The sequence below is a fragment of the Pseudomonas sp. p1(2021b) genome (assembly GCF_020151015.1).
Classification (GTDB): Bacteria; Pseudomonadota; Gammaproteobacteria; order Pseudomonadales; family Pseudomonadaceae; genus Aquipseudomonas; species Aquipseudomonas putida_K.
Window position 1 is genome coordinate 3,311,304 of the sequence record NZ_CP083746.1, and the last position, 21,577, is coordinate 3,332,880.

Annotated in this window: 15 protein-coding genes; 3 read left to right on the forward strand and 12 right to left on the reverse strand. The window is 64.6% G+C overall.

The annotated features are described in order from the left end of the window. Positions 1–10: 10 nt before the first annotated feature. The 3 genes from K8374_RS15385 to K8374_RS15395 all read right to left on the reverse strand — a co-directional run bounded on the left by K8374_RS15385 (position 11) and on the right by K8374_RS15395 (position 1,533). The gene (locus K8374_RS15385) at positions 11–217 is read right to left on the reverse strand and encodes a hypothetical protein (RefSeq protein ID WP_224456279.1); all 207 of its coding nucleotides are present in this window, start codon (positions 215–217) and stop codon (positions 11–13) included. Further along, positions 214–684 (reverse strand): hypothetical protein, encoded by a 471-nt coding sequence (locus tag K8374_RS15390; RefSeq protein WP_084854723.1) that lies wholly within the window; start codon positions 682–684, stop codon positions 214–216. Before K8374_RS15390 ends, K8374_RS15385 begins: the two co-directional genes overlap by 4 nt. A gap of 444 nt (positions 685–1,128) precedes the next feature. Further along, the gene (locus K8374_RS15395; RefSeq protein ID WP_084854722.1) at positions 1,129–1,533 is read right to left on the reverse strand and encodes a TraR/DksA family transcriptional regulator; all 405 of its coding nucleotides are present in this window, start codon (positions 1,531–1,533) and stop codon (positions 1,129–1,131) included. Between the two features lie 287 nt (positions 1,534–1,820). Here K8374_RS15395 and K8374_RS15400 point away from each other — a divergent pair, with 287 nt between their 5' ends. Then, positions 1,821–6,362, forward strand: coding sequence for a dermonecrotic toxin domain-containing protein (locus K8374_RS15400; RefSeq protein WP_224456280.1), 4,542 nt, complete (start codon positions 1,821–1,823; stop codon positions 6,360–6,362). Positions 6,363–6,396: 34 nt separating this feature from the next. On the opposite strand, the gene K8374_RS15405 is transcribed toward K8374_RS15400, so the two are convergent. From K8374_RS15405 to K8374_RS15440, 8 genes are all read right to left on the reverse strand, one after another. Further along, complete coding sequence (locus K8374_RS15405; protein WP_043213863.1) at positions 6,397–7,170, reverse strand: enoyl-CoA hydratase; 774 nt, start codon at positions 7,168–7,170, stop codon at positions 6,397–6,399. A 13-nt stretch (positions 7,171–7,183) separates the two neighbouring features. Next, entirely contained in the window at positions 7,184–8,311 is a 1,128-nt protein-coding gene (locus K8374_RS15410) for an acyl-CoA dehydrogenase (protein WP_224456281.1), read from the reverse strand. A gap of 8 nt (positions 8,312–8,319) precedes the next feature. Continuing rightward, positions 8,320–9,513 (reverse strand): acetyl-CoA C-acyltransferase, encoded by a 1,194-nt coding sequence (locus tag K8374_RS15415; RefSeq protein ID WP_224456282.1) that lies wholly within the window; start codon positions 9,511–9,513, stop codon positions 8,320–8,322. 12 nt (positions 9,514–9,525) lie between these two features. Further along, entirely contained in the window at positions 9,526–10,293 is a 768-nt protein-coding gene (locus K8374_RS15420; RefSeq protein WP_224456283.1) for an SDR family NAD(P)-dependent oxidoreductase, read from the reverse strand. 12 nt (positions 10,294–10,305) lie between these two features. Beyond that, a complete protein-coding gene (locus K8374_RS15425; protein ID WP_224456284.1) occupies positions 10,306–11,952 on the reverse strand; it encodes an AMP-binding protein in 1,647 nt (548 codons plus the stop codon). A gap of 122 nt (positions 11,953–12,074) precedes the next feature. Further along, complete coding sequence (locus K8374_RS15430) at positions 12,075–16,559, reverse strand: NEL-type E3 ubiquitin ligase domain-containing protein (protein ID WP_224456285.1); 4,485 nt, start codon at positions 16,557–16,559, stop codon at positions 12,075–12,077. Between the two features lie 69 nt (positions 16,560–16,628). Further along, positions 16,629–17,660, reverse strand: coding sequence for an AraC family transcriptional regulator (locus K8374_RS15435; RefSeq protein WP_224456286.1), 1,032 nt, complete (start codon positions 17,658–17,660; stop codon positions 16,629–16,631). 151 nt (positions 17,661–17,811) lie between these two features. Beyond that, a complete protein-coding gene (locus K8374_RS15440; protein ID WP_224456287.1) occupies positions 17,812–18,675 on the reverse strand; it encodes a LysR substrate-binding domain-containing protein in 864 nt (287 codons plus the stop codon). Positions 18,676–18,787: 112 nt separating this feature from the next. Between K8374_RS15440 and K8374_RS15445 the strand changes: the two genes are divergently transcribed. Both K8374_RS15445 and phnX read left to right on the forward strand, forming a co-directional pair. After that, positions 18,788–19,894, forward strand: coding sequence for a 2-aminoethylphosphonate--pyruvate transaminase (locus K8374_RS15445; protein ID WP_084854713.1), 1,107 nt, complete (start codon positions 18,788–18,790; stop codon positions 19,892–19,894). A 37-nt stretch (positions 19,895–19,931) separates the two neighbouring features. Continuing rightward, on the forward strand, positions 19,932–20,759 hold the full coding sequence (phnX, locus tag K8374_RS15450; RefSeq protein WP_084854712.1) for a phosphonoacetaldehyde hydrolase: 828 nt from the start codon (positions 19,932–19,934) through the stop codon (positions 20,757–20,759). Between the two features lie 115 nt (positions 20,760–20,874). Here phnX and K8374_RS15455 read toward each other — a convergent pair whose 3' ends face one another. Next, entirely contained in the window at positions 20,875–21,435 is a 561-nt protein-coding gene (locus K8374_RS15455; protein ID WP_224456288.1) for an NADPH-dependent FMN reductase, read from the reverse strand. Between the last annotated feature and the right edge of the window lie 142 nt (positions 21,436–21,577).

Consider the following 21,577-nt stretch of genomic DNA (forward strand, 5'->3'; position numbering starts at 1 on the left):
CAGGTATACCTCAGCCCTGGGTCAGGCGTTGCAGCTCCCGCCGCACCATGGCGGCGAACTCGGGCGGGCTGAGCTGGTACAACTCACCTGCCACCCAGGCCAACCAGCCGGCCCCCAGCGCCTCACGCCTGGCCAGCAGGCGCTCGGCCTGCGCCACGGCCTGGGCCTGGTGTTGGTGGTGAAAGTGCGCTCTACCGGTGGGCGCCTTGTCGCTCATTCGCTGGCCTTGAAAGTGGTCAGTTCGCCCTTGCGCCATTTGGCGACCTTGCCGGTCACCGCCTTGAGCAGCTTGCCCAGGCCTTCCTGCACCTGTTGCTGGGCGGCGAACACCAGCATCACGCCATGGCCCTCGCGAAACACGATGCCTTCACCTTCCGGCACCGAGACGAAGGCGTAATCGCCAACGCCATAGACGTTCAGCTTGATATCGCGAAAGCGCAGCTCCAGCTTGCCACCCTCGCGACTGGGCAATACCGCAGCGCGAAAGTGGTCGCCGACCTTCAATTCCAGGTGTTGTTTGTTATCGACCACCAAGGCGTCATCGGTGTCGATCTCGGCCATGTACAGGCCATCGGGGTTCTGTTCGGTGACATAGATGAAACGCCCTTGAAACAGCTTGGCCAATTTGGCCCGCAAATCGCCCAGGGCGAACAACGCGTGGGTATCCAGAGTACTGACTGCCAATGAAAAATTCCTCGAACCGGTTACAGGCACCCCAACCCAATACGTGGGGGCGCGATCATTTCAAGTCGATGTCTGAAAGACTAATCAAGCGATGCGCGAAACGTCTGTACAGGTAGGCGATGCGGCAGGCAGGAAGTATTACTCAAGCTTGCCAGCCAAGACCTCAAGACGGCTTTTCGGCAGTATTCCCTACAAGGAACGTAATGTCTGACAACAAAATTGCAGGAAAAGATGCAACAGATAGCGCCGGCCCTCGGCAGAACGGGCCTCGATATCCATCAGCACATTACAGGGGAAGAATATGCACGAAAAGACTGAAATCCGTCGAGAGGGCCAGCGCATTTCTTGCTGTTGAAGGAGGCCAGAACAGAGAGTTGCCGTCAGGACAAAGAAACGCAAAAAGCCCCAGGGATTGCTCCGTGGGGCCTCTGGAAACCGTGACGATCAGACCTGGCGCTGGTGGCGGTCGAGCTGTTCGTGGCGCTCCTGGGCCTCGATGCAGTATTTGGTAGTCGGGCTGATCAACAGGCGCTGCAGGCCAATCGGTTCGCCGCTGTCATCGCACCAACCGAAGCTTTCGTCAGCGATACGGCCCAGGGCCATTTCCAGCTGCGGCAGCAGACGCTGGTCACGCTCGATGGCGTTGACCAACCAGTGGCGCTCTTCCTCCACCGACGCGACGTCAGCCGGATCCGATGGAGTATCCAGGCTTTCGATGGTGTTGCGGCTCAGCTCGATGCGCTCGTGGGTTTCGACTTTCATCGCCTGCAGCAGCTCGGTGAAGAATGCCAGCTGTTCAGCGTTCATGTAGTCATCGGCCGGCATGGCCAGCAACTGTTCCTTGGTCATCGATTTCTCTATGAAAATATGTGCATTTGGGCGATTCGATGTTGCCGACGATACCTCGTCGGCAACGGAATTCTTCAAGCGCCAACCGGCACTTTTTTACAGGGGGCGGCAGTCTAAGGCGGCACGCCGCACGGGGCAACACCATTGACAAGGGAATTTGCCTCAATTGCCGTAGATTCCGCCCACCGGCAGGTATCGTCCGTGCCGTACTGGAGGCGGTAACCGGCTAACGACACGGCACGATGGCCCTCTGGCTTTCTGGCTGCCTTTGAACCAGGAATGCCACGATGAACGCCTTATCTCGACGTCCTCGCAACACGGGCCTGCAATGCCAGGTCGCCAACCGATTCGCCGCGCGCCCCACGCTACTCGATGTCGCGGCAGACATACTGACGCAGTACTGGCAGGCGCATGGATTGCCAGCTCAGATCGACCCTCTGACGTTGTACCTGGTGCGCCAGGGCCCGGCGGGTACCCAGCCCGACGTCAGCCCGTTGTACGAAGTGCTGATCGAGCGCCTGCATCGCCGCAGGACGCTGAACCTGACGCCCCAGGAGGCCTACCTGTCCAGCACCTCGGACGTTGACCCTGCCACCCCCGTGGAGATCGACCTGCACCGCATCGAACTACTCATCAATGCCTGCGGACCATGGGTCATGGACCAATACCGCCGCGCCCTCATCGACTTCTGGAACGAAACCGATACCACCGGGCAATCCCCGTGGCAATGGCTCAGCGACTACCTGCGCCAGCAGTTCGAGCGCCTGGTCACCGAACATCGCCAGCAAGGGACCTTGCCCGCCAGCGCCCTGAGCGTGGCCCAGTGGCTCCAGGACCATCAAGCCTCGGCACCAGGCACCGAACCGGGCATGGAGGTCCATAACCTGCGTGTCGACCTGTTGACCAACTGGCAGCTGGACCCTGACCTGGCCAGCGCCCTGTTGATCGAGCGTACCGGCCAACAGGAGCAAGCACATGTCGCCCTGCTGTATACGCCCACCGGCAGGCTCATCCCATACCGTTCCCGCCAACACTTGCTGGCCATGATCGGCAGACGCTGGCCGCAACCGTTGGCCGCGGTTCAGCCACACGCCCACCTCGAACCGCTGGCGCTCCCTCCGTTCGACGCCCAGGCCCTCGGCTTGTTGCTGCAACAACTCCAAGGGGTGTACCCAACCCTTTCGCTGCTTGCCGAATTCGACAGCCCGCTCAAGGCCGTTATCGTCATGCAGCGCATGACCTCGATGCAGGGGCTGTGCAATGTCGATGAAACCACGCTGCATGAGTCGCTGGCCAAACGCCTGCCCGACTGGCTGCGCGATGCCGACCCCGAGTCGTTGAGTCGCTACAGCCTGCTGCTAATGGACGTGGCGCGAACCTATGAAGCCCAAGGCGCAGCCCACTGGCTCGAAGGCGTGCAGGATGCCAGCGCATTCGCCTACGACAGCCTCCAGCGCCTGATCCAACGTGACCATCCCCAGGCCAAGGTAGACCTGGCCGCTATCCACGTGGTCAACCGGCAGGTCACTGCGGTCGCCATACCCGTCCAGGACAGCCTGGTCAGCACTGGCGACATCCAGCCCCAGCGGTTCACCTTGGCCCAGCTGGCGGTCGCCAACCTCGGCCTGTTGCGCCCGGGCAAGGTCGAGCTCGAATCCACCCGTGGCCACTCGGTACCCGATTGGCTGAACGAAAGCTACCTGCGCCAGTTGATCACCGAAGCGGACGTGGGCAAACGCTACCCCGCCATGCTGCGGGCCACCTTGCTCGATGACCCGGCCCAGCTGCAACGCCGTGCCCGGCTGTTGTGTGGCCAACTGCACAGCCAATTGCCTGCGCTGGCCATGGAGCTGCACATGCGGGGCAAGGGCATCAGCGAAGATGCTGTGCGAAGCGTTGGCCAGGCCTTCGCCGGTATACCGGACGATCCACGTGGCTGCATCGTGCGTGCCTTTGGCCTGTTGCGCACGTTGGACGCCACGCCGGACTACCCCACGAACGTCTGGCTGCTCGAAGCGCGCCAACCCCACGGGCGAACCTGCCTGCTCTATCGTCCATTGCATGCCACCCCCCTCCTGGAGTTCGCCGACCGCCACGCCCTGCTGGATGCAGTGGCCACACCTGGGCCATTGCAGGACGACCTGCTGCAGCGATTGCCCGAACAGGACCGTAAGGTCTACGCCCACGGCGGCTTCCAGGAACCGCACCTGTTCCACCCATTGGAAGACGACTGGGCCGTCCCGTTCGGCTCGCCAGCACCAGTCACGCTGTCGCTGGAGCCTCCCCTGGACAACCCCGCGCAGGCGGTTTACCGCGGCTGTATCGAGGAAGTCATCAGCGATTTCCAGCAGCACGCGTATAGCACTGAACAAGCGCGCTGGGAGCGCTGGAAGCAGGTTGGCTGGCTGCTGCTGAACACCGTTCTGCCCTTCGCGCCCAAACCGGTGGCCGCCGCAGGGTGGGTGTTTCAGATGGAAACCGACCTGTTATCGGTGCTGGCCCCGGAAAAGGGGCAGCCCCGCACTGACCGTATCGCAGCGCTGATCGACTTGTTGTTCAACATCGCCTCGCTGCTCTGCGTCCACGCCTGGAGCAAGATCGAGCGTCTACGCCCTGTCACCCCCCGCCTCGATGCCGCCCAAGTCCAGGCGCCAGGCGAAAGCGCGAGCATACCTTCGGTGGTGCTCGCCGAAGCCGAGCCCCTCCTGGAGCCTGCCTGGGCGAACGCTTCCCGTACCCTTGCCCCTGCGCAGCGCGAGGCCTTGGCAAACCTGCGCGCCAGGCTGCACCCCTCTCAATTGGGCACGGCCATCCCCAACGGCCCGTGGCGCGGGCTGTACCTGCACGACGACAAAAGCTGGGCGGTGGTTGACGGCCACGTCTACCAGGTCGCCTACGACACGCAGCAACAACGACCGCGCATCGTCGATCGCGACCAGAGCAAGCCGGCCGGGCCTTGGTTGTTCCGGGACGAAGCCGGGCGCTGGCAGCTCGACCTGCGCCTGCGCTTGCGGGGCGGCATGCCCTTGAGCAGCCGCCTGGCGGAAATGAAACAGGCCAATCAACAGGCGCTGGCTGCGCTCGACAAAGCCATCGCCGACGACGTGGTCTACAGCAACCAGCAGCAAGCCTACCTGGACAAGGCTTCGCAAGTGGCCAACAACAGCACCGCTGAGCCCATCCTGCGTAACTACCTTGAAAAAGCACAGGCGTTTTCAACCTTCTGGGAGCAGCATCTCAAGCGCCTGGCCGAGCGCAACGAGCGACAGCCCTTGAGAAACTACAAGATCAGCCGCGCCCACGCGCTGGGCCGCCGGATACGCTGCGAGCACTCGATTCTTGCCACACTGCGTCGCTTGCACGATCCCCAGCGCCTGCAAATACAAGAAATGATCAAGCGCCAGCACGAGGGCTATACCCTGACCGAAAGCGACCAACAGGCGATAACCCGTCGCGTGGACAGCCTTCTACCCCTGCTGGACGCGTTGATCGCGCACAGCCAGACCGTGACCGACGCGCTCGACCAGCTCAAGCGTCTGGCCAGCCGCTCACAGCCGAAGATCAACGAATACCTGGCGCAAGCCCAGCAAGGCTACGAAACGCCCTCCTCGCCCTTGGCCTGGCGCTTCAACCGCCTGGAAGCCTGTACCAATCGCCTGATCCTGCTCGAGCAACTGGACGATGAAGGCGGCTACTGGCTTGAGCGCTACTGGACCAACCTGGAGCTTGCGGTCGTCCAACGCCTGAAATTCTCGGACCTTGAAACTATCGACGACGAGGTTGCGGTTCGGTTGTTGGCGAGCATGGAACAGCAGGTGAGTTCAGCGCTCCGCCAACTGGACAATTTGCGCCACCACCTGGGACCGGCCGGCGACCTGCAGGTGTTCCCCCTGATCAAGCAGGACCTTGACGTGCTCGCCAACGATATCCGCCAACAGGCCGAGGAACGGCCCGCGTTCACACCCAACAGCACGATCAACCAATTGCGGGCACAACTACCCGGCCTGATCGAAACCCAGGACCAAGGGGTACTGCTGGGCCAAGTCAGGGCCGACGACGAAAGCATCGTCGACGTACAGGCCCCCGACCAGATCAGCGCGACCCGCAGCTACAAGCTGGAGAACCAACGCTGGGTGCTGGTACAGCCACCTTCCCCACCCCCCAGGGCTGCAGCGCCAGGCAAGCTCAAGCACCTGCTCAAGGCCGCTCGCGCACGCATGGCCTCGGCCCGTGCGGCCATGCGTGGTTTTGGCGAACATTCGCTGACCCGCTACCTGCCTGTCGAGATCGAAGAGCTGCTGCAGCATCAGAGCCAGACGCTGGGCGGACTGAGAGAAGACATCGAACGGCGCCTGACCGCCGATAACAGCACCGACGAAACCAGCGGCTCCGACGACGCCGCCCAGGTGGTCAAGGCCTTGGAGGACCTCAGCGCCGAGGTCACTGCGCATGCACGCTCATTGCGCATTGCCGCGGCCCTCAGGCAAAAACCCAGGATGCAGGAATTGCGCCTGTTGATCGACCAAAGTGTGGTCGAGGTTCGCCCTCAGCAGCCACGCACCGCCATGGCCAAGGTCAAGGGCAGGCCGGACAACTACCTGGACGAGTATGGGATCTACCACGAGCAAAAGCTCATCTGGGTGGCTCACTTCCACTACCGCTCCATGGTGGCCAGCAAGGAGGCGTTCACCGCCGGCCATCTGAAACTGGCGAGCCAACGCTATGCCAAGGGCCAGACGAGCGTCGACCCGGATACCGGCCAGACGGTGAGCGTGTACCGCAGCCCAATCCCCTTCACCGATGCCCAGCACTATTTCTTCACGGTGTAGAACGACCGGGGCGCCCACTGGCGCCCCGTCTGCCTCAACGATCCTTGAACTGCGCCTCACGCTTGGCGATGAAGGCGGCCATGCCCTCTTTCTGGTCCTCGGTGGCGAACGCCGCGTGGAACACCCGACGCTCGAAGCGCACGCCTTCGCTCAAGGTAACTTCGAAGGCGCGGTTGACACTTTCCTTGACCATCATGCTCACCGGGATCGACTTGCTGGCGATGGTCGCGGCGACCTTCAGGGCCTCCTCGAGCAGCTCGGCCTGTGGCACCACGCGGGCCACCAGGCCAGCGCGCTCGGCCTCTTCGGCGCCCATCAGGCGCCCGGTCAGGCACAGCTCCATGGCCTTGGCCTTGCCCACCGCGCGGGTCAAGCGCTGGGTACCGCCCATGCCCGGCAGCACGCCCAGGTTGATCTCCGGCTGGCCGAACTTGGCGTTGTCCGCGGCCAGGATGAAGTCGCACATCATCGCCAGTTCGCAACCACCGCCCAGGGCGAAGCCGGACACCGCGGCGATGATCGGCTTGCGGCGGTTGGCGATGCGGTCGGCGTCGCTGAACAGGTCCTCTACGTAGATCTGTGGGTACTTGAGCTCGGCCATTTCCTTGATGTCGGCACCTGCGGCGAAGGCCTTGGCGGAGCCGGTGAGCACCACGCAGCCGATGTTCGGGTCTCGCTCGAGCTGGTCCAGGGCCTGGTTGATCTCGCCGACGATCTGCGCGTTCAAGGCGTTGAGCGCCTGCGGGCGGTTGAGGGTGATCAGGCCGACCTTGCCGTGGATGTCCAACAGGATGGTTTCGAATGCCATGCAGACTGCTCCTTCAAAGATTGCGCGCAATGACCATGCGCTGAATGTCGCTGGTGCCTTCGTAGATCTGGCAAACCCGAACGTCGCGGTAGATCCGCTCCAGCGGGAAGTCACTCAGATAGCCATATCCGCCGAGCGTCTGCAAGGCGTCCGAACAGACCTTTTCGGCCATTTCCGAGGCGAAAAGCTTCGCCATGGACGCCTCCACCAATGCCGGGCGACCAGCATCGCGCAGGGCCGCGGCATGCAGCACCATCTGCCGGGCCACGGCGATGCGCGTGGCCATGTCGGCCAGGCGGAAGGCCACCGCCTGGTGTTCGATCAGGGGCTTGCCGAAGCTCTGGCGCTCATTGGCATAGTCGCGTGCCACCTCGAACGCCGCGCGAGCCATGCCCACCGACTGGGCGGCGATGCCGATACGCCCGCCTTCCAGGTTGGCCAGGGCGATCTTGTAGCCTTCGCCCTCCTCACCCAGGCGGTTGGCCACCGGCACGCGCACGTTGTCGAACACGATCTGGCAGGTATCGGAGGCATGCTGGCCCAGCTTGTCCTCGACCCGCGCCACCTGGTAACCCGGTGAGTCGGTGGGCACGATGAAAGCACTGATGCCACGCTTGCCGGCTTCAGGGTCGGTCACGGCAAAGACGATCACCACCCCGGCGTTCTGCCCGGAGGTGATGAACTGCTTGCTGCCGCTGAGCACATAGTGGTCACCATCGCGGCGCGCCCGGGTCTTCAGGCTGCTGGCGTCGGAGCCGGCCTGGGGCTCGGTCAGGGCGAACGCCCCGAGCATCTGGCCGCTGGCCAGCGGCATGAGGAACTGCGCCTTCTGCTGCTCGTTGCCAAAGCGCAGGATCGGCACGCAGCCCACCGAGTTGTGCACGCTCATGATGGTCGAGCATGCCCCGTCCCCAGCGGCGATTTCCTCCAGGGCCATGGCATAGGCCACGTAGCCCGTGTCGCTGCCCCCCCACTGCTCTGGCACCAGCATGCCGAACAGGCCCAGGTCAGCCATCTCGGCGATGGCCTCGCGGGGGAAGCGGTGTTCCTTGTCCCACTGCTCGGCAAAGGGTTTCAGGCGCTCTTGCGCGAATGAGCGGACCGCGTCGGCGATCTGTTGTTGCTCGTCAGTTACCAGCATGGCTCACCTCAGTACAGGCATTCGATGGCCATGGCCGTGGCCTCGCCACCGCCGATGCAGATGGCCGCCACGCCACGGCGCAGGTTGTTCTGGCGCAGGGCCGACAGCAGGGTCACCAGGATCCGTGCGCCGGACGCGCCGATCGGGTGGCCCAGGGCGCAAGCGCCGCCATGGATGTTGACCTTCTCGTGGGGCAGGTCCAGGTGCTTCATGGCCGCCAAGGTGACCACCGCGAAGGCTTCGTTGATCTCGAACAGGTCCACCTCGGCCAGGTTCCAGCCGGTGCGTTTGAGCAGCTTGTCGATGGCGCCGATCGGCGCGGTGGGGAACAGCGACGGCGTATCGGCGAAGGCCGCATGGCCGTGGATCACCGCCAAGGGTTTGAGGCCACGTTTTTCGGCTTCGCTGCGGCGCATCAGCACCAACGCGGCGGCGCCGTCGGAGATGGAGCTGGAGTTGGCGGCGGTCACCGTACCGCCTTCGCGGAACGCCGGGCGCAGTTGCGCGATCTTGTCCAGGCGCGCCTTGGGCGGTTGCTCATCGTCACGGATCAGGCGCGTCTGCTTGCCCTCGGTGACTTCCAGCGGCACGATCTCGGCGGCGAAGCGGCCGTTCTTGATAGCGTCCTGGGCGCGGGTCAGCGAGGCGATGGCGAACTGGTCCTGGGCCTCGCGGCTGAACCCATTGGCCTGGGCGCAATCCTCAGCGAAGGTGCCCATCAGGCGCCCCTTGTCGTAGGCGTCTTCCAGGCCGTCCATGAACATGTGGTCAATGATCTTGCCGTGGCCCATGCGGTAGCCGCCGCGAGCCTTGTCCAGCAAGTACGGGGCATTGGTCATGCTTTCCATGCCACCGGCCACCACCACCTCGGCGCTGCCGGCCAGCAGCAGGTCCTGGGCCATGATCGCCGCCTGCATGCCCGAGCCGCACATTTTGTTCAAGGTGGTGCAGGTGGTGTGCTTGTCCAGGCCTGCCCCCAGGGCGGCTTGGCGGGCCGGCGCCTGGCCGAGCCCAGCCGGCAGCACGCAACCGAACAGCACCTGCTCGACGCTGTCGCTGGCGATACCGGCGCGCTCGACCGCTGCACGAATGGCGGCAGCGCCCAGCTGCGGTGCGGTCAGGCTCTTGAGGTCGCCCTGCAGGCCACCCATGGGCGTGCGCACGGCGCTGACGATGACGATCGGGTCGTTGGCGAGAGTCATGTGCGGTTCTCCTTACTTGGCAGCCATGCGCAGGGCACCGTCGAGGCGGATCACCTCGCCGTTGAGCATGCTGTTCTCGATGATATGGCGGGCCAGGGCTGCGTATTCCTGCGGGCGCCCCAGGCGCGGCGGGAATGGCACGCCGGCGGCCAGCGAATCGCGGACCTCCTGGGTCATGCCGGCCATCATGGGCGTTTCGAAGATGCCCGGGGCGATGGTCATGACGCGGATACCGAAACGTGCCAGTTCACGGGCTACCGGCAAGGTCAGGCTGGCGATGGCGCCTTTGGAGGCAGCATAGGCAGCCTGGCCGATTTGGCCGTCGTAGGCAGCGATGGAAGCGGTGTTGATGATCACGCCACGCTCGCCGCCTTCGTCCGCCTGCCCCTCGGCCATGGCTGCGGCGGCCAGGCGCAGCAGGTTGAAGCTGCCGACCAGGTTGACGTTGATGACCTTGGCGAAACTGGCCAGCCCATGGGGGCCTTGTTTGCCCAGGACCTTCTCGGCGCCGACGATGCCAGCGCAGTTGACCAGCCCGTGCAGGCTGCCGAAGGCACTGACGGCGGCCTGCACCGCCGCCTGGGCGGCCTGCTCGTCGCTGATGTCGGCCACGGCGAAGCGGGCCTGCTCGCCCAGTTCGTGGGCCTTGGCCGCGACCGCCTCGGCATTGAGATCGACCAGCATGACCTTGGCGCCGGCTTCGACCAGCATCTGCGCGGTGGCAGCACCGAGCCCGGAGGCGGCGCCGCTGACGATGAAGTGCTTGTTGGCTATGTACATGGCGTTGTTCCTTCAGGCGCTGGCGCGAGCGGCCAGTGCAGCTTGTTGTAGGGCGATTTCCTGATTGCGCAGGATGAAGCGTTGCAGCTTGCCGCTCGGGGTCTTGGGCAGCTCGCTGACGAATTCGATTTCCCGGGGGTAGGCATGGGCATAGAGGCGCTGGCGTACATGCTGGCGCAAGGTTTCTTGCAGTTCGACGCTGCCTTCGACGCCCTTGGCCAGTACCACGAATGCCTTGATCAGCTCGGTACGCTCGGGGTCGGGCTTGCCGATCACGGCGGCCTCGACCACAGCGGGATGTTCGATCAGCGCGCTTTCTACATCGAACGGCCCGACCCGGTAGCCAGATGTGGTGATCACGTCGTCGCTGCGCCCGACGAAGCTGATGCTGCCGTCGGTGTTGAGCTCGACGGTGTCGCCGCTCAGGTAGTACTTGCCGACGAAGGCCTTGGTCGGCAGGCCGTGGTAGCCACCGAACCAGCACAATGGCGATTGCTCGCGGTCGACCGCCAGGATCCCCGGTTGCCCGGCCGGCAGTTCATTGCCTTGCTCATCCAGTACCACGATGCGGTGGCCGGGAATGGCGAAACCCGCCGAGCCGGGATGCACCGGGTGCGCCAGGGCGTGGTGATTGCACAGCACCATACCCAGTTCGGTCTGGCCGTAATGGTCGTGAATGGTCACGCCCAGCTCGTCGGCGAACCAACGGATCACCTCCGGGTTGAGCGGCTCGCCGGCGCTGCTGACGACTCGCAGGCGGCCTTTGATCGGCGCCGAGAACTCGCTGCCGGCAGCGATCAGCAGGCGATAGGCCGTGGGCGACCCGGCCAGGTTGCTGATGCCATGCTTGTCGATCACCCGCGCGCAGGTTTCGACGCTGAACGGGCCATCGTAGAACGTGGTGGCATGACCCAGGGACAACGGCCCCGTGACCGCGTAGTACAAGCCATAGGCCCAGCCAGGGTCGGCCAGGTTCCAGAAGTTGTCTTCCGGGCGCAGGTCGATGGCATCGCGCATGTAGCCCTGGAACGCGACGATGGCCCGCAGTGGCACCTCGAGTGGCTTGGCGGGGCCTGTGGTGCCCGAGGTGAACATTAGCAGGAACGGGTCGTCGCCTGTGCGCAGCACCGGCTCGCAGTCAGCGTCGGCAGTGTCGACAGCGGTGTGGAAATCCAGCTCGCCGGCCGTTGCACCGACGGTGATGATCGTCGGGCAGCCCTGCACCTCGTCCAGTTTGGGGCGGTTGTGGCGATCCGTGACCACCACCCGGGCATGGGATTGCTCAAGACGGTGCTCGATCGCCTTGGGGCCGAACGCCGTGAACAGTGGCTGGTAGACCGCCCCCAGGCGCCAAGTGGCAAGGATCGTCACCAGCAGCTCAGGCGTACGCGGCATCAGGCCGGCGACCCGGTCGCCGACACCGACGCCCTGCCCTTTGAGCACATTGGCGAAACGGCTGGCCAGGATTTGCAATTGGTCGAAGCTGTAGACAGCACCCTGTGCGTCGCGGTCCTCCCAGACCAACGCGGGCCGGTCGCTGCCGACATGGCGGTCGCAACATTCGACGCAGGCATTGAGCGCCTCGAGGTTGCCATGCAGCGCACCTCGAACAGCCTGGGAATAATCGAACGAACGGGCGGCTTCGGCGTAATCACGCATCGTCAGACTCCTGGTTTCTTATTGTTGGAGTGCACCATCGGTCTGACGATAGTCGCGCCACGCCTACGGGTCGGCAATGGCCAAAGGCGTCAATCTGGATGACCGGTTTGGCCGCTCTGCCTTCAGCCCTTTTCCGCGGCCTGGGCCTCGAGGACCTCGTGGGTCAGTTGCTCGACCAAGACCTGCTCGGCCGACTCACGCTCGCTTTGCAAACGGCTCCAGCGTTGGGTGTACACCGTGCTCGACAGCGCGGTTCGTTGCTCATCGAGCTGGGTGCCACGCAGCGCGTAGTGCTCGTCGATGGCAGTGAACGCATCCGGATGACGCGCCTGCAGATACGAACGCCAGAACGCGCGAGCACTCAGGCTCTCGACCAGGGCCCCGGGGGTCTCCGTTGCCTGGACGGTCCGCAGGGCATGCTGCAATTGCGCTTGGCTGACATCGGCCAGATGGGTGAAGCGCATTGAACGCGGCTGCGCGGGCAGCCCCAGCGGCTCGGCCAGACGCACGCGATAGAACAGGCTGACTTCGATAGCATCGACCACCCTCCCGGCGGTCATACGCAGGGCGATATCCTGGGAGGCGAAACGCTCCAGCTGGTCCAGGCGGAACAGCTGACGCCCCAGGCTCAATAGCTCGCGGCCGGCGTCTTCGCTACCGGAGCGGCTCTCGGCCTGGATCACCTGCACCTGCACCAGCAGGTCACTGAACTGGCGCGCCACGCTGTCGCTGCAGCTGCGCGGCAGGTTGGCCCATTCATAGAGACGGGCGCGGGCCGCTGGGTTGTCCGCCAGGAACGCCAAGACAGACCATACCTGTTCGTTCAAGTACTCTCGGGCGCTCTGGAAATCCGCAGTGCGCTGCAATTCGCCCAACAATCGGAACAACCCGGCGCTGTCGGGCGCGGAGCTCAGGTTGTCCCACTGTGCTCGACGTTCATGTCGCACATGCCCCTCACTGTCGTGCAACCATAGGTCACGGGTTTCGGCCAGCGCCCCCGGCTGGTCGGCCGCCGCAGGGTGAGGCAGGTGGTCGATATCCAGCGCAACCAGCCGCGCAACCTGCGATCCTGGCAACGGGTTGCCTTCCACGATGAAGGCCGCCCGGTGCACCAATGGCATCTGCAGGGTATCGTCCGGAACAGTGGCGATCTGGTTGTCACGCAGATCGATATAGCTAAGGCGCTCGCATAGCTCGAGGCCCATCGGCCAGGTAGTCAGATGGCAACGCCGCAGGCGCAACTGGTCCAACCTTGAAAGATGATTCCAACGCATGCTCAAGGCGCCCAGGGGGTTGAAACTCAAGTCCAACACCTCGAGCCTGGGCAGCGCCGCCAGGATCGCGATACCAGCCGGGTCGAGCCGCATACCATTACGTGCCAATTGCAGGGTACGCAGCTCGGTCAGATAGGCGACACCGTCGGGCAGGCGATGCAAACGGTTGTCGGCCAGGCTAAGGCGCTGCAGGGAGCCGAAGCTGCGCAGGAACTCCGTGGATACGGCGGCAAGGTCCATGCCGGCCATCGTCAGCTCTGTGATATGACCGAACGTGACCTCTCCCGGTATTGCAGGCAATACCTGCACGGCGAAACCACTCATGTCCAGACGCATGCCTCGCGGTTGGCCGTCTGCGCCGATCACCTCCTCGGCCTGCAAACGCCAGGCCTGGCGCAACCGCTGGCCCAGGCGCTGGCGCAGGGTTCGCCTGGGTGCGTTCTGCTCGGCCGACGCCCACCGATGCAGCGCCTCGTCGAGCTGCGCATAGCTGTTCTCTTGGGCGAGCAGCACATCGAACGGCGACCCTGGCAGGTCGAGCAAGCGTGCAAGATAGGCCTGGACCCGCTCATCGTCGAAGTGCGGATACAGGTTGCGGATACGCCCACGCAAGGTGGCCCTGGCGTCCCGGCGCACCACGGCACGACCACTGAGCGGATAGCCGAGTCGCCCATCAGCCTGGCGCCGAAGGGGGCTGGACCAGGGCGCCTGTTCTCGCCAACCAAGCAGGTTCAGCAGCGCCTTGCGTGTACTGGGCAGATGTTGTTGGACTCGCAGGCGCAGTGCTTGTGCCGTGTCGTTGTGCGCGAGCCCCAACTGCGTCGCTTGGGCGGGGGTCAACACAGCAGCGACCGCTTGAAAGATCCCGCCCGGTTCGGCCACCGCTTCTTCGAGCGCTCGCCCACGGTAATCGTATAGGCGAAACGTTCCCGCCCGTCGCACCAGCAAGGTGCGCGCTTGCTCCTGCCCCTGAGGGGCGATCACCGCCAGACGGGGGCCGGTGTCCGACCCCTGGCGCAGCTCCAGGTTCACGGCCTGTGGCCAGTTGGGCAGGCGCGAGAGCACCGCCAGCACCAACTCGCCGCACAGGTCGCTGTCGGCACGGTTCAGGTAGACCCCTTCCAAGGCCCGTGCCAGGCGCGCCTGTTGCCGCAAGGCACGCGCCTTGCGGGCCAGCGCCAGGGGCACGCGGGCCTCGAGCAGCGCCAGACGACGCTGGTGCGCCGGCACGTCACGGATCGCTTCCTGGGCATAGGCATCCGGTAACCCGGGAAAGTCCCGCTGCAACAGGTTACGCAGGTCATCGTTGGCCAACACCTCCTGACTCAAGTAGTCGAGCAGCCCGTCGCGCAGCACGGCCTGTTCCGCCAACAACTTTTCACGCAAGGCATCCGAAGCCAACCCCTGCATACCTGGTTGAGCCTCGCACCACGCCTGGATCTGCGGTTCGCCCGCGGTTGCGGCCTGCAACCGTTCGAAAAAAGCCTCAATGCGCTGGTGGGCCTCGAAGCGTCGCAGGGTGTCACGCAGCTGGACTGGCAGGGGCTGGCCCTCCACCAGCAAGCCACGCACCTGCGCCGGCTCCATGACAGCGATGCGCAGTATGTGCTGGGCATGTGCAGCGCCCAAAGGCTCAGCCAAGGGCCATAGGGTGTCCAGCATCCGTGCAGTGTCGCTCCATTGCAGCGGGTTGTCCTGGCGCAGGCGCCAGCTTCGTTCACCATTGGTCTCGACGATCGGGCCAAATGCATCCGGACGCTCGGGGTGGCGCAACCGCCACGGCCCCTCCGCCAGTGGCCGATGAACCTCGTAGTACTGCCGCCCCCTGCGCAACCAGCGGCGCTCGCCCGTACCATACAGCCCGTCCGGTGCTGGCAAGGAATCGCCTGGCGAACATGCATAGACACTCAGGTCGTTGTTCCAGAGCCGAGCCCTCTGGCCGTCGACAATGACCGGCTCCAAGGTATCGACGAAGGCGCTGCGTTCAAAGCCGCTGGCCACGGCCTGGAAACCGGCTGCCATCGCGCTGGCCACAGCCAGGTTTTCGGCAACACCGAGCATATGCTCGAGTGCCTCGTGTTGGTGCCCGCGCTGCCAGTCCAGCGCCCCCTCGAACACATGGTTCAATGTCTGCACGACAAACTGCCCCAGCAGTACCGCACCGACTGCGGGCATGAACAACCCGGCCAGGTTGGCCAGCCCGAGCCCCGCCGTCCTCCAGGCCTGAAGCCTGGCCTTGCTGGCCTGATGGTCCACCTCGGCGGTCGGTACCAGCAGCAGGCGAGCCTCGGCTTTCAAGCGCTCGACCTGACGCTGCACAAGGCCATCGAACACATCGCCCGTCACTGGTTCGCCCTCGATCTGCAGATCGGGCTGGGCATCGGCCAGACGCTCGTTGAGCAGTGCCAACCATGCTGGCCGCTGACCAAGCGCGATCCGTCGACTGAACGATCGTTGGTAGTCAGGGCGCTCGAGTGCCTCGGCCAGGGCCTGATCCAAGGCCCTAGGGGAAGGGTAATGACGCACGCCATGTTCAAGGTCGCCGCCCAGGTACAGTATTTGCCCTACATCTTCGCCCTGGCTGTTGCGCAGCTGCACCAGCAACCCGTCCGCCACTGGTTGCCCGAGCACCGTCAGCAGCCCAGGGTAAGCGAGCGTCTGCTCGCCTTGCTCGCCAGTGGCCTCCACTATCTGTTCCAAGGCCTTCTGCACGGTGCTTCCCAGCCGCCCGTCCAGCACGGCGACAGCGGCCGCCAGTTTCAACCCTGCGCGCTTTTCGGCAGCCAGAGCCGCGCATGTGGCCGGGTCGAATACCTTGTTCAGCAGCGCCTGGTAGCCCGCACCGGCGTCCAGCGAGCGGCATTGCCGGACCAGCGCGGGCAGGTCAGGGGTGAGCACGATGTCTTCACCCTCGGCCACCAAACCACTGCCGTCGAAAAACCGGGCGTCCTCGGTGAAGTTCTGCATCAGCCTGAGCAGGCCGGGATGGCGACTTTCATCGGCCTGGTAATCCAACCAACCCGTGCTCAACGGAACCTTCAGGTTGGGCAGGATCTCGCGCCACTGGAGCTGGTCGGGTGCCGGCGTCGCAGGCAGCAGCGGGCGCAGTTTTTCCTTTGCATACGCCTCGAGCCCGACCAGAGCCTCGGTCGCCTTGCTCACCTTGGCCTGGCTGGCCTTCAGAGCCTTGTAATGCGTCCGTAGCGCGCTGATCTGGCCAGGTGAGCCTTGTGCTAGCCAGGCAGGCAGTCGCTTGGTGATGAAGTCATCGGTGGCCGTGGCCAGTTTCGCTTGTCTTGCCGCCTCCAGGGACGGGTTGTCGCGCGCTGTCATGGTGAGCCCTTCGTGTTGAAAGGCATCACCTTGGCCATGAGCCGCCCTGCGCGACAGACGGAAATCCGCCTAGGGCGCAGCCCTGGCCAGGCCGGACGTTCCGATCAGCTCGCGATAATGCCCTGGGTTGCAACCGAACCACTTGCGAAACGCCTTGTAGAACGAGCTGCTGTCGGCAAAGCCCAGGCGCTCGGCAATGGTACCCAAGGCCACCTCGCAATCGGCCAGCCATGCGATTGCCAGCTGACGCCGCACGCTGTCCTTGAGCCCCTGGTAGGTCTGGCCTTCATCGGCCAGGCGGCGACGCAGGGTCGAGACGGACAGGCACAGCTGGCGCGCGAGCGCTTCGGCATCGGGCCAGGCGGCTGGGTCCAGCGCCAGCAGGTCCTGGCGGATACGCCGGGCCAGACTGGCCGGGTCGCGGTACTTGACCAGGATATTGCCCGGCGCCTCGGCCAGGAACCGTTGCAGTTCCTCAGGCGTGCGGCGCAAGGGTACATCCAGGCAATCGGCGGCGAAGATCATGCGCGTGCGTGGCCGGTCGAACTGCAGGTTTTCCGAGAACATCACCCGGTAGTCATCGCAGAACGGCGGCTCGGCGCAGCGCAAGTCGATGGCCAGGATCGGAATGCGTCGCCCGGCCAGCCAGCAGGCCACGCCATGGACGATCATCCAGAAGGTGAAGTAGGTAAAGGCGCGTCGAGGCTCGTCACGGGGCTCATGGATGACGATTTCGGCCAGGCTCTGTTGGCGCACCAGGCTCGGCTGCAGGTCTTCGAGCATCAATGAAAGGAACGCCGTGGCAGTCTCCAGGGCAGCCCCCAGGGTCGGCTGCGCCATGCTCGCCCGGCACAGGAAGGCCAGGCTGCCGGTGCGCAGCCCACGCGGGTCCATGGCGAAGAATTCGTCGTTGCAACGCCGGGCCAACAGGCGCCAAAGCCGGGCGTAGGCTTCGGCGGTGACCCGGGCGTCAGGCTGTTCGAGCTCGGCGGCGTCGATCCCGGCGCGAGCCAGCAAGGGCGCATCGGGATGGCCGGCCGGGCAGGTCTGCAGCAGTGCCTCGCGCACCAGTTGCATGGAGATGGTGTCTTTGTCGCTCATTGGCCGTCCAGCGCCTGTGTTTATTCAGCCCCGATCTTACCAGTGCGGGCCCTATCGCGGGACGAGCCCGCTCCCACAGGTGCACCGCCGCCGTTAAGGGCAGTCCATACCTGTGGGAGCGGGCTCGTCCCGCGATAGGGCCCGCACAGGCTCACAAGCTCGCCGCCAACCCCAGGAACGCCTGGATCAACCGCAGCTCACGGCGCCGCTCCAGGCAGCCGATCATGTGCCGGTTGACCAACCCTTCCCCCGCCAGCGGCCGCGCCACCACCCGTGGGTCATGGGCCACCTCCATCGACGACACGATACCGATCCCCAGCTCCGCCGCCACCGCCTCCGTGACCGCCTCACGGCTGTCCAGCTCCAGCAGCACCCGAGGCTGCACCTTGGCTTCGCCGCAGGCCTGGTCGAAGGTACGCCGGGTGATCGAACTGGGCTCGCGCAACACCATGATCTGCCGGTCCAGCTCCGCCAGGGGCAGGTCCCCCTCGCCGATCGCCCACGAGTGGCCCACTGGCAACAATGCACAGATACGCGACTCGCCCAGGCTTTGCAGGTACAGACCTTTGCGCGGTTCGACCTCGGTCAGCACCGCCACATCGGCATGCTCGGACACCAGCGCCGCCAGGGTTTCCTGGGCGTTGCCCAGGCGCAGGTTGACGGTGATACCCGGGTAGCGCGCCCTCAGCATGCCCAGCATCGGCATCACCCGGTGGGGCCCGTCCGCCGCCACTTCCAGGCGCCCGGTCAGCAACTGCCGGTTGGCCTCGAGCATGGCCTGGGCTTCCTCGGCCAGGCTGAACATCGCCCGGGTGATGGCCGACAGGCGCGTGCCCTCCTCGGTCAGTTCCACCCGCCGTGCGGTGCGTCGCAACAAGGTGATCTGGTAGTGCTCTTCAAGGGCCTTCACATGCCCGGTCACCGCCGGCTGGCTGATGAACAGGCGCTCTGCAGCACGGGTGAAGCTGCCTTCACGGGCCACCGCATCGAAGGCGCGCAGCTGGAACAGGTTCATATTTATCGGCCTGACTTATGGCTGGCATAACAACAAACAATTTGATTGATGGAGCGGCAAATTGCAACTTAGGCCCCGTAGTTTCAGCCCACCGCTTGTGAGGAATAACGGAATGAGCAACGCCCCGATCCTGCTGACCCCCGGCCCACTGACCACCTCTTCCCGCACCCGCCAAGCCATGCTGGTGGACTGGGGCTCCTGGGACCGCGACTTCAACCAACTGACCGCCAGCCTGTGCGAACAACTGCTGGCCATCGTCAACGGCAACGCCACCCACCACTGCGTCCCGCTGCAAGGCAGTGGCACCTTCGCCGTGGAAGCGGCCATCGGCACCCTGGTACCGCGCGATGGCAAGGTCCTGGTATTGATCAACGGTGCCTATGGCCAGCGCCTGGCGAAGATCTGCAAGGTCCTGGGCCGTGCCTACAGCACCTTCGAGACTGCCGAAGACCAACCGACCACCGCTGCCGATGTCGACCGCCTGCTGGCCGCCGACCCCGCCGTCACCCACGTGGCGCTGATCCACTGCGAAACCAGCACCGGCATCCTCAACCCGCTGCCGGAGATCGCCCAGGTGGTCAAACGCCACGGCAAGCGCCTGGTCATCGATGCCATGAGTTCCTTCGGCGCCCTGCCGATCGATGCCAGCGAAGTGCCGTTCGAAGCCCTGATCGCTGCCTCCGGCAAGTGCCTGGAGGGTGTGCCGGGCATGGGCTTCGTCTTCGCCGAGAAGAACGCCCTGGCCGCTGCCGAAGGCAACAGCCATTCCCTGGCGATGGACCTGCAGGACCAGCAGGCGTACATGGCCAAGACCGGCCAGTGGCGCTTCACCCCGCCGACCCACGTGGTCGCCGCCCTGCACGAAGCCCTGGTGCAATACAACGAGGAAGGCGGCTTGCCGGCGCGCCACCAGCGCTACGCCGATAACTGCAAGACCCTGCTCGACGGCATGGCGAAGATCGGCCTGCGCAGCTTCCTGCCCGCCGAGATCCAGGCACCGATCATCGTCACCTTCCATGCACCCAAAGACGCCCGCTACCAGTTCAAGGACTTCTACGAGCGGGTCAAGGCCAAGGGCTTCATCCTCTACCCGGGCAAGCTGACCCAGGTGGAAACCTTCCGCGTCGGCTGCATCGGCGTGGTGGGAGCCGAAGGCATGCAAGCTGCCGTCGACGCCGTAGCCGAAGTGCTGCGGGAAATGGAAGTGCTGGACATCTAACTCAACGACCGACCCGAATTTCCAGGAAACCGCGCACATGAACTACAGCAACCCCACCCAGCTGCAAGCCGCCATCCTCGACTGGGCCGGCACCGTGGTCGACTTCGGCTCCTTCGCCCCGACCCAGATCTTCGTCGAGGCCTTCGCCGAGTTCGACGTCCAGGTGTCCATCGAAGAAGCCCGTGGCCCGATGGGCATGGGCAAGTGGGATCACATCCGCACCCTGTGCAATGTGCCCGAAATCGCCGAGCGCTACCGCAAGGTGTTCGGCCGTACGCCGACCGACGACGATGTCACGGCCATCTATGAGCGCTTCATGCCGCTGCAGATCGAGAAGATCGCCGTGCACTCGGCGCTGATCCCCGGCGCCCTGGACACCCTCACGGGCCTGCGCAAGGACGGCCTGAAGATCGGCTCTTGCTCCGGCTACCCGAAAGTGGTGATGGACAAGGTGGTGGAACTGGCCAAGCAGAACGGCTATGTCGCCGACCACGTGGTGGCCACCGACGAAACCCCCAATGGCCGTCCATGGCCGGCCCAGGCCCTGGCCAACGTGATCGCCCTGGGCATCGACGATGTGGCGGCTTGCGTGAAAGTCGACGACACCGTGCCGGGCATCCTCGAAGGCCGTCGCGCCGGCATGTGGACCGTTGCCCTGGTGTGCTCGGGCAACGCCCTGGGCCTGACCTGGGAAGGTTACCGCGCCCTGAGCGCCGAGAAGCTGGAAAGCGAGCGCAAGCGTATCCACGCGATGTTCGAGAGCTCCCGCCCGCACTACCTGATCGACACCATCAACGAGCTGCCCGAAGTCATCGCCGACATCAACCGTCGCCTGGCCAAGGGCGAAATGCCGCAGGCGTCGTGATGCCGGGGCCGCTTTGCGGCCCTTTCGCGGCACAAGGCCGCTCCTACAGGAAGCGCAATGTACCTGTAGGAGCGGCCTTGTGCCGCGAAAGGGCTGCAAAGCAGCCCCAATCAGGTCAAACGGCGCGGTTGAGCTTCACCCACGCCGCGAACTTGTCGATGAACGCCTGCAGGAACGGCCGGGTCTTGTCATTGAGCTTGCCAGATTCGTCGAACAGGCTCGCCGCCCCGCCGATGTAAGCCTCGGGCATCTGCATGCACGGCATGTCCAGGAACACCAGGGACTGGCGCACGCCATGATTGGCGCCAAAGCCCCCGATGGCGCCGGGCGAGACGCTCACCACCGCCGCCGGCTTGCCGCTCCAGGCGCTCTGGCCATAAGGCCGCGAGCCGACGTCGATAGCATTCTTCAGGCCGCCCGGCACCGAACGGTTGTACTCGGGCGTTACGAACAACACCGCGTCGCTGCGGCGGATCTGATCGCGAAAACGGGTCCAGGCTTCTGGCGCGCCATCGGCCTCGACGTCTTCGTTGTACAGCGGCAGGTCGCCGATCTCGACGATCTTCAGGGCGAGGTTGGACGGCGCCAGCTCCCCGAGGGCCCGGGCCACCTTGCGGTTGTAGGACTCCTTGCGCAAGCTGCCGACGACGACCGCTACCGAATAGACTTGGCTCATGGTGTTTGCAACCTCTGCTGGCTAGGGAAAGTTGTAGTTATAGATGACCGCTCCCCGCCACCAGAGTTTTTTTGCCATCAGCAGAAAACTTCCAGCCGCCTGCACGGGTCTATGCCTGCAGATATTTCCCAAAAAATTTCAG

Bases quoted from the DNA above. Each gene is read 5' to 3' on its own strand.
- K8374_RS15385 (WP_224456279.1), bottom strand. From the start codon at position 217: ATGAGCGACAAGGCGCCCACCGGTAGAGCGCACTTTCACCACCAACAC.
- K8374_RS15405 (WP_043213863.1), bottom strand. From the start codon at position 7,170: ATGGCATTCGAAACCATCCTGTTGGACATCCACGGCAAGGTCGGCCTG.
- K8374_RS15430 (WP_224456285.1), bottom strand. From the start codon at position 16,559: ATGACAGCGCGCGACAACCCGTCCCTGGAGGCGGCAAGACAAGCGAAA.
- K8374_RS15420 (WP_224456283.1), bottom strand. From the start codon at position 10,293: ATGTACATAGCCAACAAGCACTTCATCGTCAGCGGCGCCGCCTCCGGG.
- K8374_RS15445 (WP_084854713.1), top strand. From the start codon at position 18,788: ATGAGCAACGCCCCGATCCTGCTGACCCCCGGCCCACTGACCACCTCT.
- K8374_RS15415 (WP_224456282.1), bottom strand. From the start codon at position 9,513: ATGACTCTCGCCAACGACCCGATCGTCATCGTCAGCGCCGTGCGCACG.
- phnX (WP_084854712.1), top strand. From the start codon at position 19,932: ATGAACTACAGCAACCCCACCCAGCTGCAAGCCGCCATCCTCGACTGG.
- K8374_RS15395 (WP_084854722.1), bottom strand. From the start codon at position 1,533: ATGACCAAGGAACAGTTGCTGGCCATGCCGGCCGATGACTACATGAAC.
- K8374_RS15455 (WP_224456288.1), bottom strand. From the start codon at position 21,435: ATGAGCCAAGTCTATTCGGTAGCGGTCGTCGTCGGCAGCTTGCGCAAG.
- K8374_RS15400 (WP_224456280.1), top strand. From the start codon at position 1,821: ATGAACGCCTTATCTCGACGTCCTCGCAACACGGGCCTGCAATGCCAG.
- K8374_RS15435 (WP_224456286.1), bottom strand. From the start codon at position 17,660: ATGAGCGACAAAGACACCATCTCCATGCAACTGGTGCGCGAGGCACTG.
- K8374_RS15410 (WP_224456281.1), bottom strand. From the start codon at position 8,311: ATGCTGGTAACTGACGAGCAACAACAGATCGCCGACGCGGTCCGCTCA.
- K8374_RS15425 (WP_224456284.1), bottom strand. From the start codon at position 11,952: ATGCGTGATTACGCCGAAGCCGCCCGTTCGTTCGATTATTCCCAGGCT.
- K8374_RS15440 (WP_224456287.1), bottom strand. From the start codon at position 18,675: ATGAACCTGTTCCAGCTGCGCGCCTTCGATGCGGTGGCCCGTGAAGGC.